This window comes from Streptomyces incarnatus (assembly GCF_001027185.1).
GTDB lineage: Bacteria > Actinomycetota > Actinomycetes > Streptomycetales > Streptomycetaceae > Streptomyces > Streptomyces puniciscabiei.
This window is the reverse complement of the sequence record NZ_CP011497.1, coordinates 221,104-234,801: the sequence shown is the minus strand read 5'-3', so window position 1 is coordinate 234,801 and position 13,698 is coordinate 221,104. Positions and strand designations below refer to the sequence as shown.

General features: G+C 71.1%; 10 protein-coding genes. 3 read left to right on the top strand and 7 right to left on the bottom strand.

Translation table 11 applies throughout. From position 1 onward, the window contains the following. Nucleotides 1-19: 19 nt before the first annotated feature. Nucleotides 20-487 (top strand): winged helix-turn-helix transcriptional regulator, encoded by a 468-nt coding sequence (locus tag ABB07_RS01115; protein ID WP_208896795.1) that lies wholly within the window; start codon nt 20-22, stop codon nt 485-487. Between the two features lie 196 nt (nt 488-683). After that, nucleotides 684-1,736 carry a PP2C family protein-serine/threonine phosphatase gene (locus ABB07_RS01110; RefSeq protein ID WP_244189157.1) on the top strand — a complete coding sequence of 351 codons (1,053 nt, stop codon included), beginning with the start codon at nt 684-686 and terminating at the stop codon, nt 1,734-1,736. A 124-nt stretch (nt 1,737-1,860) separates the two neighbouring features. On the opposite strand, the gene ABB07_RS01105 is transcribed toward ABB07_RS01110, so the two are convergent. From ABB07_RS01105 to ABB07_RS01075, 7 genes are all read right to left on the bottom strand, one after another. After that, on the bottom strand, nt 1,861-2,754 hold the full coding sequence (locus tag ABB07_RS01105; protein ID WP_208896794.1) for a hypothetical protein: 894 nt from the start codon (nt 2,752-2,754) through the stop codon (nt 1,861-1,863). Beyond that, nucleotides 2,751-3,275 carry a DUF6114 domain-containing protein gene (locus ABB07_RS01100; protein ID WP_208896793.1) on the bottom strand — a complete coding sequence of 175 codons (525 nt, stop codon included), beginning with the start codon at nt 3,273-3,275 and terminating at the stop codon, nt 2,751-2,753. The genes ABB07_RS01105 and ABB07_RS01100 overlap by 4 nt, the downstream gene beginning before the upstream one ends. Before the next feature lie 85 nt (nt 3,276-3,360). Then, complete coding sequence (locus ABB07_RS01095; RefSeq protein ID WP_244189156.1) at nt 3,361-3,981, bottom strand: DUF6230 family protein; 621 nt, start codon at nt 3,979-3,981, stop codon at nt 3,361-3,363. A gap of 237 nt (nt 3,982-4,218) precedes the next feature. After that, nucleotides 4,219-6,348 carry a SpoIIE family protein phosphatase gene (locus ABB07_RS01090; protein WP_244189155.1) on the bottom strand — a complete coding sequence of 710 codons (2,130 nt, stop codon included), beginning with the start codon at nt 6,346-6,348 and terminating at the stop codon, nt 4,219-4,221. Nucleotides 6,349-6,693: 345 nt separating this feature from the next. Then, nucleotides 6,694-7,854, bottom strand: coding sequence for an alpha/beta hydrolase family protein (locus ABB07_RS01085; RefSeq protein ID WP_244189154.1), 1,161 nt, complete (start codon nt 7,852-7,854; stop codon nt 6,694-6,696). 435 nt (nt 7,855-8,289) lie between these two features. Continuing rightward, nucleotides 8,290-8,778: a hypothetical protein gene (locus ABB07_RS01080; RefSeq protein ID WP_208896791.1), complete on the bottom strand. Its 489-nt coding sequence runs from the start codon at nt 8,776-8,778 to the stop codon at nt 8,290-8,292. Continuing rightward, on the bottom strand, nt 8,775-10,529 hold the full coding sequence (locus ABB07_RS01075; protein WP_208896790.1) for a sialidase family protein: 1,755 nt from the start codon (nt 10,527-10,529) through the stop codon (nt 8,775-8,777). Before ABB07_RS01075 ends, ABB07_RS01080 begins: the two co-directional genes overlap by 4 nt. A gap of 501 nt (nt 10,530-11,030) precedes the next feature. Between ABB07_RS01075 and ABB07_RS01070 the strand changes: the two genes are divergently transcribed. Further along, complete coding sequence (locus ABB07_RS01070; RefSeq protein ID WP_208896789.1) at nt 11,031-13,649, top strand: LamG-like jellyroll fold domain-containing protein; 2,619 nt, start codon at nt 11,031-11,033, stop codon at nt 13,647-13,649. The last annotated feature ends 49 nt before the right edge of the window (nt 13,650-13,698 follow it).

The window sequence follows — 13,698 nt, the reverse complement described above, 5'->3', positions numbered from 1 at the left end:
GCCAGCCTACGATGAGCGCATGACCTGGCTGGAGACCAGTACGGAGAACTGCACGGTGCAGCGCACCCTCGACCTGATCGGCGAGAAGTGGTCGATGCTGGTGTTGCGCGACGCCATGAACGGCGTACGCCGTTTCGACGAGTTCCGGCGGCACGTGGGACTCTCGGAGGCGGTGCTGGCGGACCGGCTGCGCAAACTGGTGGCCGCCGGGATCCTGGAGACCGTGCCGTACCGCGAACCGGGACACCGCACTCGCCACGAGTACCGGCTCACCCGGAAGGGCTGGGATCTGTGGCCCGTGATGATCGCCCTGAAGCAGTGGGGCGATCGCTACACCGCCGACCCGGAGGGGCCGCCGTTGGAGGTGCGGCACCGTGACTGCGGCGAGCAGGTGGAAGCCGTCGTCATCTGCTCGGGCGATCACGGGCCGCTCGCTCCCCGACAGGCGTACACGCGCCCCGGAGCCTCCGCCCGCGCCGTGACCTGAGCGGGTCGCCGGTGTTCCCTGCTCATGTCCCCAAGGGATCGGGTGAGCAGCGATAAAATTGCCCGAATCGGTGCCCTGGCTTCCGGACCTGGGCCGCCGCTCGACCTGTGCGACCTTGGGGAGCGGCACGGTGGCGAGGTCTTCTGAGGGACGCAGAGTCACGCACCATGCTGGTGCGCGGGGCAGGTTGCTGCCTGTGCTGCCTGCTCTTCTGCTGTTCGTCGGCCTGGCCGTCGGCCTCGCCACACCCCGCGATGTCAGGCCGGACGCCTTCCTCGCCACGGCCATGGTCTCCGCCGCCGCGCTGCTGCCCCTGTGGGGGACTGTGCTCATCGGAGTGGGCGCGTGCGCCATTTTCATCGGCCTGATGGTGGACTTCCATGCGCTGCGGGACGCGACCGCCTACTCCGAGCTGGCCACCCTCGCGGCGATCGCGGCCTTCGCCGTCTTCTTCAACCGCCTGCTGGGCCGACGCGCCGATCAGCTGGTTCAGGTCCGTTCAGTGGCCGAGACCGCCCAGCTGGCGGTGCTGCATCCGGTACCGCGACACCTCGGGCACGTCACGCTCGAGAGTCTGTACCTGGCCGCCGCGGCGGAAGCCCGCATCGGTGGCGACCTGTACGAGGCGATGCACACTCCGCATGGCGTACGGCTGCTCATCGGCGACGTACGCGGCAAGGGCCTGCTCGCGATCCAGACCGCCGCCACGCTGCTCAGCGCCTTCCGTGAGGCCGCCTACGACGCGCCCGATCTGCCCGGCCTAGCGCGTCGCCTGGAGACGAGCATGAGCCGTCACGCCGCCCACTACCCGGGGGTCCCGGGCTCGGAGATCGCTGAACGTTTCGTCACCGCTCTCCTCGCCGAGATCCCGGACCACGAACCGGTGGTGCGGACCGTCACCTGCGGCCACCCGCCCCCGCTGCTGCTGCACCGCGGCGAGGTCCGGGAGCTGCAGCCCGCCGCTCCCTCGCCGCCGCTCAACCTGGGCATGCTGATGGGCGACGGGTACCACGTCGACCTCGCCCCGTTCCACCCCGGGGACAAGCTCCTGCTGTACACCGACGGGGTCACCGAGACCCGCGACCGCTCCGGCACCTTCTACCCCCTTGCCGAACGGATCCGCTCATGGAGCGGCGAGTCACCCCACCAGCTTCTCCACCATCTCCACCACGACCTGATCGCCTACAGCGGTGGCGAACTCGACGACGACATCGCTGCCCTCCTCGCCCAGCGGCACCCCCGCCCCTGAGTCCGAGACGGGGCTCTGAGCTGCCGTGCCTCGGGTCCCCTCACACATGACCGGGTTCTGCGCGATCCCAGGCCCCGCCGCCTGCGGGCCGGCCGCCGGCGCGGGGTGCCCTCTTCGCCGGCCGTCACCCGCCGGCGGCTCGGTAGACCGCGCCACGGACCGACAGATCGCCCCCGAACTGGGCGATCTGCGCCACGGTCGCGTCGGTGAAGGTGAAGGTGCGGGCGGGGACGGCAGGGTCGGACAACCAGTCCGGTACGGCATCAGGGGTGATGGTGACGGTCCGGTCGGCCGGGAGCGGTGCGCCGCCGAGGCCTGTGACCGTGCCGGACAGCCTGCGCACATACAGGGTCACCACACGGCGGCTGCCTCCGCGTTTGAGTGTGGCCGTGGTCCTGTGTCCGGTCCGCAGCCGCATCGCGGCACGGCCCCGGCCCGCGGTCACGTCGAGGTCGACGGCGTCCACCGATCTGGCCGTGAACTTCAGCATCCGCACGACCCCGGCCGCGCGGCGCACGGTGACCACACCCTCGAATGCGGCGCCGCGGAGTACGAGCCGGTCGGTTCGCAGTACCCAGGAGGGGCTCGCGGGACGGACCGGCGGCCGATCGAGCGGTGCCTCGGAGAGAGCAGGCGACGCGCTCATCGTTGCTGGTGCGGTGCTCACCGATGCCCGCGGGGAGCTCGACGGCGCCGGTGTGCCGCTGGCTTGTGACGGCCCGGCGTCCGTGGGCGTAGGCGTGCCGCCCGACTGCGTCGGCCCGGCGTCCGTGGGTGCCGGTGTGAGGCTCGAGGGGGTCTCGGACCCCGTGGTGTCGGCGGGGGAGAGCAGCGTGTTCGCCGTCAGGGGTGTGGTGAGGTGCAGGGCCAGGGGGACGGCAGCCGCGGCCAGCGTGCACACGATGGGACGTCGCACTCGGCCGGTCACGCGGCTGGTGTGCGGCTCGGCGGGGCTGGGGCCGTGGGGCTCGGGCACCGGGCCGTTCGCGGCCTGTCCGGTGCGGTTGTCACGTGTCACGTTGTCTCTCCCACCGCCGGAACGGCTGGGGAAGCGCTGTTCGTGGCAGTGGCAGTGGAAGTGGAAGTGGCATTCGGAGGCGGAGTCGCCGCCGCAGCCGTCGGCGGCTCGGCGGCGGTGGGCGGGATCCAGGCGCAGGCCAAGGAGCCGCCGATCAGGGCGGAGACCAGCCCGAGCAGGAAGCCGCCGAAGTTCGCGACCGGAAAGGAGACGAGGGCGAGCAGCAGGGTGGCGATGCCGGCGAATACGCGAAACCGCTGCTGGTACCAGAGGCTGACGGACAGGGCCATGAGCAGAACGCCGATGATCAGGGACCCGGCGCCCGAGGTGGTCGACAGGGCCAGGGGAATTCCCCCGAGATCGAGATGAGCGTAGGGCAGATACAGAATGGGGAGGCTTGCCTGGAAGGTGAACACCCCGGCCCAGAAGGGGCGTTCACCGCGCCAGGTTCTGAATCCGCGCCGGGCGACGGCGGCCGTGCGGCGCAGTTGTGCGGGGCCGTGGAGCAAGTCGATGAACACGTGTCCTGTCCTGATCAGGTTTGCGGCGAGAACATGCCGGGCTCGGATGGCGGAGGGCTTGGGGCGTAGGGGACGTGCCTCTGGGTCAGAAGCATGCGTGGCGGCCCTGCATGACCTGCTCATGGAGTCCGGGAATGTTGAACGTGCCGGCCGAGACCGCGACCGCCGTCACGCGCACGTTCGTCAGCGTGGCCGACACGGCCTGCTGCCCGACGCCGTTGGGATCGAAGAACCGGGAGTCCCTGTCACCCGGATTGACCGGCCCCTTGGTGATCGCCCCCTGCGCGACCCCGATGTCGACCCCTCTGAAATTCGCCTGCCCGACGGACTCGGACGTCGCATCGATGAACATGCTCGTCGCCTTGGCGGGTCGTTCGTTGCCGCCGGTGAGTTTGAACGTCTGTGGACCCAGTACCGGGACCTCGACCACTACGGACTGGCACAGTCCGCGGATCGTGGCGTGTCGGGCTCCGACGACCAGGACCGGCACGGGACTGCCCTTCTTGGGCACGTCCACCGTGCCGTAGAGGCTGAAGCCGCGAATGGTCAGCGTGTCCGCGGTCACCTGGAACCGCTGGCCGGAGATGAAGAAGGACGCGGCCAGGGCTCCCTGTGCCATGGCGATGGCGAGGGCGGCGGAGGCCGCGATGCCGGGGATCAGGACGGCGGCGAAGCGCCTCCAGCAGGTTCTGCCGGCGTGGTGCACGATGCCATCTCCTCCGGTTGTGAGGTGAGCCCGCCCGTGCCAGGCAGGGCAGAGGACACCCCGTTGTCCGGTGCCGGATCCTAGGCTTCCGGAAGCGTCAACCTGCGGCACCCCGGGTCCGCCGTACGAGTGTTGTGACCCTTGTTGGGCCCTCCGGGTGACTCGCCCTGTCCGGTCCGTCCGGTGAACAGGGGTGAGCACGGAGGCGGCGGAACGGATGCCGCGCCGTCGGGGCCGTCAGATGGCGGTGATCACCAGTGCGGCCTGGTCGTCGGGGGTGGCACTGCCCGCGAACGCGGTGACCGCGGTCGTGATGGACTCGACGACGGCAGCGGCCGTGGGCCTGGTGGTCCGGACGGCTCGCAGCGCATCCGACAGGCGCTCCTCGCCGAAGAACTCACCGGTGGCGGAACGGGCCTCGGTGATGCCGTCGGTGACGAGGACGAGGCTGTCGCCGGAGCGCAGGTCGATGCGGCACGGGCAGAGGTCGGGATCAGGCCCGATGCCCAGCAGCAGACCCGGTTGCGTGAGTTCCACGACCGTGCCGGCGGCGCGGCGCACGAGCGGTGGTACGTGCCCTGCCCGGATCAGGGTGAGCGTGAGGTGGGACGCGGTGTGCCGCAGCTCGCCGTAGACGAGCGAGACGAACTGGTCGTCCTCGACGGTGCTCCCCGTCAGCGCTTCGTTGATGGCGGTGACCACGGCCGCCGGTTCGTCGAGGAGGCGGGCGGCGGCGCGTGCGGTGTGGCGGACCATTCCGGTGGTGGTGGCCGCCAGCGCGCCGCGTCCGGAGACGTCGCCGATCATGAGTGCCCAGCGGTCGGCGGGCAGCGGGAAGACGTCGTAGAAGTCGCCGCCGACCTCAAGACCCTCACCGGCGGGATGGTACGAGGCCGCCAGGGTCGCACCGGGAATCCTGGGCAACTCCGGAGGCAGCAGGCCTGCCTGAAGATCGTGGGAAAGCCGGACGCGGTCGGTGAACTGATGGGCGTTGTCGGCGCTCGAAGCGGCCCGGCGGGCGAGTTCCTGGGCCAGGGCGACCTTGCGTTCGTCCAAGGGCCGGTCGGTGGTCAGGAGGGTCAGCGCTCCGAAGGTGCGGCCCCTGGTGGTCAGCGGCACGCACACGAAGTCCCTGATGCCGAGCCGCGTGCACAGGCCGCTCTCGTGGGCGGACTCGGTGGCGCCGGAGGCGAGCACGCGGGTGACAGCGGCGTCCACCTCGTCGCAGAGCGTGGGGGAGGAGAGGAGCTTCTCGCCCTCCCGGGTCGACGCGGCGATGGCGATGCGCTGGATCTGGCCGCGTTCGGACACATGGACGGCACACAGCGGTGCCAGGGTCGGTACGGTCAGCCGGGCCATGCGCTGAAGGCTGTCCGCATAGTGTGTCTCGCCGGTGACGGCGGTGCTGGCCTCCAGCAGGAAGGCCAGATCCTCCCGGGCGGCCTTCTCGCGGTCCTGGGCGGCGCGTCTTGCCTCCACGGCGGTGTGGCGTTCGATGGCCAGCGCGGCTATGCGGGCGAAGGAGGCGCTGAGCGCCAGGTCCTTGCCCGTGGGAGCCTTGGGCGTGCGGTGGTACATCGCGAAGGTGCCCAGCAGCCGGCCCTCCGCGTCCTGGATGGGTGTGGACCAGCACGCCGCGACCCCGGCCCTCAGTGCCAGGTCGCGGTAGTCCTTCCACAGGGGATCGGTGGCGATGTCCGTGACGATCACCGGTTCGCGCCGGAAGGCGGTCGTGCCGCACGAGCCGACGCCCTCCGCTATGGGTGCCCCGTCGATCGCCTCGTTGTAGAAGTCGGGCAGGCGCGGGCCCGTACCGTGCCGCAGGCGCTGCCCGTCGGGGTCGACGAGCAGGACCGAGACGAGCATGTCCGGGGAGAGGTCCTCGATCGCGGTGGCCATGCCATGGAGGATCTCGTCCAGCGGGGCGTCCCGTGCGATCTGCTCCAGCAGCGCGCGCTGCTCGGCGGCCAGGAGGTGCGCGTGGTGGTAGGCGGTGGTCTCGACCGCGATCACCACGACCCCGTCGATCCGGCCGGCGGCGTCCCGGCGGGGCTCGTAGGTGAAGTCGAAGAACCCTTCCCGCTGCGTGCCCGGCCCGCCCAGCAGAAGCCGTCCGTCCCGGGCCCGGTACGCCACGCCGGTGCGGTAGACCGCGTCGAGCCGGTCGAGGACGCCTTGTGGAACCAGTTCCGGGATCACCTCTCCCACCGGCTCGCCGAGGCGCCCGCGATCGCACCCGAGGGCTTCGAAGAATGCCGAGTTGGCCGCTTCCAGCAGGTGCCTCGGGCCGCTGAGCGCAACGAAGATCACCGGGGCCTGCCCGAACAGGTCCGCGTACTCCTCGCTCCGCCGGTCGACGGAGTTCATGGGGGCCGCCCCCGCACTGCGGGGACGGGAATATATGGACATGACAGGCTGCCCTCTCCTGTCTCGTCCGCGCTGACCGCGCCGTCCGGATGTCTCCACTCTGACACATGTCTCCGCTGCCGCCAGAGGGAACCGCTGAGAGCCGACGGGACCGGTGTGAGCCGACGGGACCGGTGTGAGCCGACAGGACCGCCGCGAGTCGACGGGACCCGCTGCGAGTCGACGGGACCTGCTGAGAGGCCGCGAGGACCCCGCGGGCAGTCGTCAGGCACCTGTGGCGCAAGCCCGCCCGAACGGTGTGGTCGGTTCGATGCCGAACCGGGCTCGGCGGCCTGTCCGACCGGGTCAAGCGTGGCTGCTCGGGGGCGGTGCGCAGGCCCCGGGGCGGGTTCCGCCGTGGGCGTGGAGGAAGTGCAGCAGATCGCAGATCGACTGGCCGAGGACCTGATCGTGGCCCGCACCGGGGTAGGTGCGGTAGACCAGTGAGGGGGAGCCCAGGCGACGCAGGTGGGCCACGACCTCGTCGGTCCAGGCAGGCGGCACATCCTGGTCGGCGCCGCCCTGGATGACCAGAGTGGGGACGGTGATGGCGGAGCGGTCCGGATCGCCGTAGGCGCCCATCCGCTCGCCCATGCTCCGCAGCTGTTCCCCTCTCAGCGGCAGCATCCGCTCGGTGTTCACCCCCTTGAGCGCGGGATGGCTGTGCGTCACGCAGTCGGCGATCACCCGGGAGGCCGTGGCGGCGGCCGAGGGTCCCAGCAGCGCGCGCAGATCCGCCGCGTGGCCGGCGGGCTCGGTGGCCGACAGGCCGGCCAGCGAGTAGAAGGCGAAGGACAGCTCGCTGGGCACATGGGAGGCTTTCACCCCCGCGAGCATTGACTCCAGGTGGCTGGCCGGGGCGAGGGCCACCGCCGCGCCGAGGCGCCGGCCGCCCGTCCGGCGCTCGGTGTGGGTGGCGAACAGTGCGGCCTGGCCCCCTTGTGAGTGTCCGACCGCGAACCACACCGGCGCCAGGCCGGGCACCAGCCGCCGGGCCGCGGTGACGATGTCGGCCACGGCGTTGCCCTCGTCCGCCCCGACCAGATAGGTGTGCGGGCCCGGCGTGCCCAGTCCGGGGTAGTCCGAGGCAGTGACCGCGTAGCCGGCGCGCAGCAGCGCGCGCAGTTCCTGAGCGAAGGCCTCCGAGCCCAGGTTCGCAGACTGCGAGGGCGCGCAGGCGTCGGCCACACCGGTCGTGCCATGCGCCCAGGACACCACCGGCCGGCCTCCCCGTGGAGGGCTGCCCGGTGGCAGCAGTACGGTGCCGCTGACGGCGACGTCCGCGCCGCGTGCGTTGGTGGAGTGGTACAGCACCGTCCAGCGCCGCGCGTTCTCCAGCCGCGCGTCGGGGCCGTGGTCCGTAGCCGCGATCAGTGTGCCCGGTTCCGCTGCCGGCAGGGGATCGGGTATCTGGTAGGTGTGGTTCACCCTGGTCACGGCGGATGCCAGGTCCCGCTCTCCCATCATGGGGGGACTCCCGGTGCGGTCCGACGGGCGGGAGGCGGGACAGCCGGCCGCTGCCGCGGCGAGCGCGACCGTGACCGCCGTGGTACGCAGTCGGGGGCGCCGTCGCCGGCGCTGCCCTGTGTCCACGCCTGTCCTCAGGAAGTGAAACGGGCTCGGGATCCCCACGGGCGCATGCTCCCTTCCAGCAGGCCTGTCGTGTCCCACTTTGTTGGCTTCGCGGGTGACAGGCATGCGGGAGTAGGCCGTCCGGATCCGGCCCGCGGGGACCGCGCCGCGCAGGTTGGCGTACGGCACGGCGGTGCCCAGATGGGTGCGCGCGCCGACCGGATCGTCCGGGCGGAAGGCGGGCTCCCTGACCAGCACCGGGACGCGGTGCTCGCTGCCTCGCGGGAGCCGGCGCTCGTGCTCGGCGTCGGCTCCCGCCGGGGCGGTCGGTCAGTGCCGCGGTGCCGTCAGGTAAGTGAGCGACACCGTCCCGGGACAGTCGGGCATCGTCCGCAGAGCCCACCGGCCCTCCACCGTGGGGGAGGTGAAGTCGGACTCGGCGTCGTCCTGCTCCACTTCTCCGTCCTTCAAGGCGTAGTGCGCCTCGGGCAGCTCCCGTTGGAGGAAGGAAAGGACGCTTCGGAAGCCCTCGTGGACCACTGTGTGGACGATCAGACGGTGGCCGGTGCGGTGTTCCACCGAGGTGACCGTCGCCTTCACGGGCACCGGGAGCGACGACGGGAAGTCGCCCGGCAGTGGTCGTGCGGCCTCCGAGGGGCACCCCGTCGCAGCGGGCCGCACCGTGGTGTCGTCGGCAGCGCTCCGCCCGGCCTTCGAACCGCCGCCACCTGTCCCGCAGCCGGTCACGAGCACCGCGAGGAGCACCGCGCCGGCACCGGCTGCCATCCCGGCCCGGAACGTCGTCACCGGGCCGCTCACCTGGCCTCCTGGTGCTTCTTGGCGAACATCGTGTCAAAGGCACCGAACAGCGTCTTGCCGGTGACCTGGCGGGCGAGGGCGGCCAGGGCGTCGTAGTTCTGTGCCCCGCCGGTCGCACAGGCCCCGGTGCAGCCGTCGGCGTAGCCGACCAGCACCCGGCCCCGGGCGTCGAGGGTGACGTCCATGAAATCGAGCAGGTTGCGGTCCTGACCGCAGGTGGTGCCGCCGGTGCAGACGGAGCCCTTCTGGACGGGGTCGGTCGGGGTGGCGTCCACGGTCACCCAGGAGCGGCCGCCGTCGTAGGTGGTGGCCACGTACAGGTGCCATACGCCCGTGAAGCCGCTGGTGTCCTGGTAGTTGCCGCCGGTGGTGGTGCCGAGGAAGGCGAAGGCGGCACGGTCGTCGTCGCCCGCGGTCACCGCGGGGAAGACGATGTTCTTGATGCCGAGGGAGGCGCCGACGTTCTGGTCGTACAGCCACGTCCTGCCCTTGTCGTGGCTGACGGCGATCCGGGCGGTGCCGTCGCTGTTCTGGTAGCCCATGTAGACGCTGCCGGCGGAGCCGATGCCGACGCTGGGGTCGGAGTCGCCCGCGGTGCTCGCCGGGTCGGGGCGCACGTGCCAGGTCAGGCCGTTGTCCTCGGACACCGCAATGGCCTGATGGGCGTTGCAGCCCTTGTTGGGGACGTAGACGGTGCCGTCGTGGGCCACCTTCACATGGCCGTGCAGGCCGCCGCAGTCCAGCAGGGAGTACATGGGAACCGCCGGTCCGTATGTCAGCCCGCCGTCGCGGCTGACCGCGCACGAGGCATCGGCGATGTCCTGGGAGCAGTAGTAGACCGCGTCCGGGTAGCCGGTCAGCGCCCCGGCGCCACCCGCTGCGAACGGGCCGCCGCCCAGCGTCTGGTGGTCGACACCCGAGTCGATGCCGGAGCCCGCGGTCGGCGTCCAGGTCGCGCCGTCGTCGTCGGTGTAGCAGGTCAGCGCGGTCTTGCCCGCGAGTTGTGACTCGAAGGTGCGGTGCGTGGCCGGATCGGTGAACAGGATCGGGTCGAGGCTGGTGAGGCTGCCCTGCGGACAGCCGTCGGCGGCGCGGGCGCTGCGGTCCTGCCAGGTCGCCGCGCCGGTGCTGTCGTACGTGACCTTGAGGGTCGAGGTGTACGCCTGGTACATCACCGCTCCGGTGGCCCGGTCCACGCCTATGGAGGGTTCACCGGCGTTGTGCGCGTCGGGCAGCGTGTCAGGCGCGGAGGACGAGGTGTACGTCGGCGGGGTCGCGGTGCTCGGCGGCGGGTTGACCGGGTCGGTGACCAGGCTCGCGGTGCCGGTGTAGCTCTCGCCCAGCGGGTCGTACGGTACGACGCGGAGCGTGTACGACGCCGACACCGCCGGCAGGAGCAGCACTTCCGGGTCGCTCGTGGACGCGGCGGCGGCGATCTGCCGGCCGTCGGCGTCGAGCGCGTACAGGTCGAAGTCGGCGGCGGGATTGGCCCACTTGATCTCCACGCGCAGACTGTGCCCGGCGTCGTACCCGTCGGGCGCCGCGACCCGGAGCGCGTAGTCGTCGCAGGGCTGAAGCGCGTCGCAGGAGACAACTCCCGCGGCGCCACTGGCATTCGGCACGACGAACGGTCCGCCGCCCCACGTCACCGACGACGCGGAATCGGTGACGGTGCCCGAAGAGGGCGTGGCGGCATCGGCGGGCAGCACGGACAGGCAGCAGAGACTCAGAACGGTCAGGCCGATCAGCACGCGCCGTGGTCGACGGCGGCGACTCGACCGTGACAGGGCAAAGGGCATCAGGTCACCTCGGGGTTTGCCGGACGATGGACTGGACCGACACATCCGCCCGGCCCGGCGGACCCCAATCTCAGGCGGGTCGGCATCCGCACCCCCTTCACCGAGCGGCTGTGTCATCCGCTCTACGGCGAGGAGCGCCTCGTCAGTCGCGCGAAGTCAGTCTCAGGGCGAGCCAGTTGCGAAGGCCTGGTGGGAGCGCTCGCCGATGGCGCCGTTGCGTTCGCCTTCTCAGCCGGACGTGTGCTGAACCGCTGGGCCCTCACCCGTGCCCCGAAGAGGCATTGCCGTACGGGGGGTGTTGACGGGCCGTGCGGACACCTTAAGATCCCTGCTGCTCGAAGTACCGATCGCCGTACGGGATATCGAACAAGGTGGCTGACAGCTTCGGCACGCCGCTCCGCTCCGGCCGGTACGCCACGCAACGCAACGGTCTGTCACAAAGGAATGAGCCGCATGCCTTCAGAAGCCGGAGTGCCGCGCAGAACCGTCCTCACCGTCCTGGGGGCCGCCTCCCTCGCCGGGACCTTCGCCGCCGCCGCTCCCGCCGGGGCCGCCGAACCCGCCGGCACAACCGCGAGTGCCACCGCCGCGGACCTGCCCGCCGCAGCCGCCCACTGGACCTTCGACGAAGGCTCCGGCGCCTCCGCAGCCGACTCCTCCGGCAACGGCCGCACCATGACGCTCCAGGGCGCGGCCGGGTGGGACACCGGCAAGGCCGGCACCCACAGCCTGAACCTCGCGGCAGGCGGCAACGCGACGGCGTCCGGACCCGCCCTCGACACCTCCAAGGCCTTCTCGGTGGGCGCCTGGGTCAACCTCGCGCAACTCGGCGGATACCAGACCGCCGTCAGCGTCGACGGCAAGGTCGTCAGCTCCTTCTACCTGGGGCTGCGCGACGACACCGGCACCTTCGCCTTCGCCCGGCTGGGCTCGGACGCCACCCAGAACGCCGTGGTCGCGGCCGCCGCTTCGGCGCCCACCACCGACACCTGGACCCACCTGGTCGGCGTCAGCGACCCGACCGCCGGTGTCATCCGCCTCTACGTCAACGGCGTACTGGAGGGGGAGACCGCCTACACCGCGGGCTGGGCCGGCAGCGGTGACACCGCCATCGGCCGTGCCCTCTACGGCGGTGGGCACGTCGACCAGTGGCACGGCCTGATCGACGACGTATGGATGTTCCCCTCCGCCCTCACCTCCGACCAGGTCGCAGCCCTGGCCGGCGTCCCGGTGGAGACCACGACCCCGCTGCTGAGCGTGGACGTCGCCAACCCGGCGCACGCTGTCTCCCCGATCCTCCCCGGCTTGATGTTCGAGGACATCAACCACTCCGGCGAGGGCGGCATCTATGCCGAACTGGTGCAGAACCGCTCGATGATGGCCAGCGACACCGCGCCCGTCCACTGGTCCGCCGTCGGCGGTACGACCCTAGCCCTCGACACCGCCACCCCGCTCAACGCCGCGCTCAACCGTTCCCTCAAGGTCGTGCTGCCGAGCGGCACCGGGGCCGGAAACCGGGCCGGCGTCGCCAACGACGGCTACTGGGGCATACCCGTGCGGCCCAGAACCACCTACACCGCCCGGCTGTTCGCCAAGGCGTCGCGACGCATCGGCCCGCTCACGGTGGCCATCGAGTCGGCGGACGGCTCGACGGTGTACGCGTCCGCCCGCGTGCCCCACATCGGCACCGCCTTCCCCGGCCGCCCGTTCGAGCTGACCCTGCGCACCGGTTCACGCACTCCCGTGGCCGGCGACGCGAGGCTGACCGTCACCACGGCCGATCCCGCCGCCGGGGGCGAGACGCTGTGGCTCCAGCACGTGTCCCTCTTCCCGCCCACCCACAACAACCGGCCCAACGGCCTGCGCGTCGACCTGATGGAGAAACTGATCGCTCTGAAGCCGAAGTTCCTGCGCTTCCCCGGCGGGAACTTCCTCGAGGGCAACACCATCGCAACCCGGTACGACTGGAAGAACACCATCGGTCCGGTCTGGGAACGCCCCGGCCACATGGACGACGCCTGGGGCTACTGGTCCACGGACGGCCTCGGACTCCTCGAATACCTGCAATGGGTCGAGGACCTGCACGCCCAGCCGGTCCTCGCCGTCTACGCCGGCTATTCGCTCAAGGGCGCACACGTCACCGGCGACGCGCTGAAGCCGTTCGTCCAGGACGCCCTCGACGAGATCGAGTACGTCTCCGGCCCCGTCACCAGCACCTGGGGCGCACGACGTGCCGCCGACGGACACCCGGAGCCGTTCCCGCTGGAGTACGTGGAGATCGGCAACGAGGACTGGTTCGACACCTCGGGGTCGTACGACGAGCGGTTCGCGGCCTTCCACGACGCGATCAAGGCGAAGTACCCGCACCTGAAGCTGATCGCCACGACGTCCGTGACGAGCCGCACCCCGGACCTGATCGACGAGCACTACTACCTCGCGCCGTCCGCCGCCCAGGCCTCCACCCACAAGTACGACAACCGGGACCGCGGTTCGACGAAGGTGTTCGTGGGAGAGTGGGCCGCGCAGGAGGGCCGCCCCACACCCGACCTCAACGCGGCACTCGGCGACGCCGCTTGGCTCGCCGGGCTGATCCGCAACTCGGACCAGGTCCTCATGGAGTGCTACGCGCCGCTCTTCTCACACGTCAGGAACAACGTCTGGGCGACCAACCTGATCGCCTACGACAACCTCACCAGCTACGTGTCTCCCAGCTACTGGGCACAGCACATGCTGACGAGCAGGCTCGGCACCACGGTGCTGCCGGCCACCGCACGTGCGCTGCCCGGCCTCGCCACGGTGGCCACCCGCTCCGGGAACCGCCTCTACCTCGCGGTCGTCAACTCCGGGACGGAGAAGGTGAATGTGCCGGTCGAACTGAAGGGGCTGGCCAAGGGGGTCAGGAGGCAAGCCACCGCGACCGTCCTGACCGGACCCGCACGCACCACCACGAACACACTGGCCGAGCCCGACACGTTGGTGCCCAGGACCAGTACCGTCACCGGCGCGGCCGCGTCCTTCGCCAGCACCGTGCCGCCGCTCTCGGTCACCGTTCTGGAACTCGTCCTGACCTGATCGGCCACTGCCCGACATGTCGCCGCCGAGGTCCGCGCCGCCTGCTCGG

Coding starts and splice junctions, on each gene's coding strand:
- ABB07_RS01115 (WP_208896795.1), top strand. CDS start 20: ATGACCTGGCTGGAGACCAGTACGGAGAACTGCACGGTGCAGCGCACC.
- ABB07_RS01090 (WP_244189155.1), bottom strand. CDS start 6,348: ATGAACTCCGTCGACCGGCGGAGCGAGGAGTACGCGGACCTGTTCGGG.
- ABB07_RS01085 (WP_244189154.1), bottom strand. CDS start 7,854: ATGATGGGAGAGCGGGACCTGGCATCCGCCGTGACCAGGGTGAACCAC.
- ABB07_RS01070 (WP_208896789.1), top strand. CDS start 11,031: ATGCCTTCAGAAGCCGGAGTGCCGCGCAGAACCGTCCTCACCGTCCTG.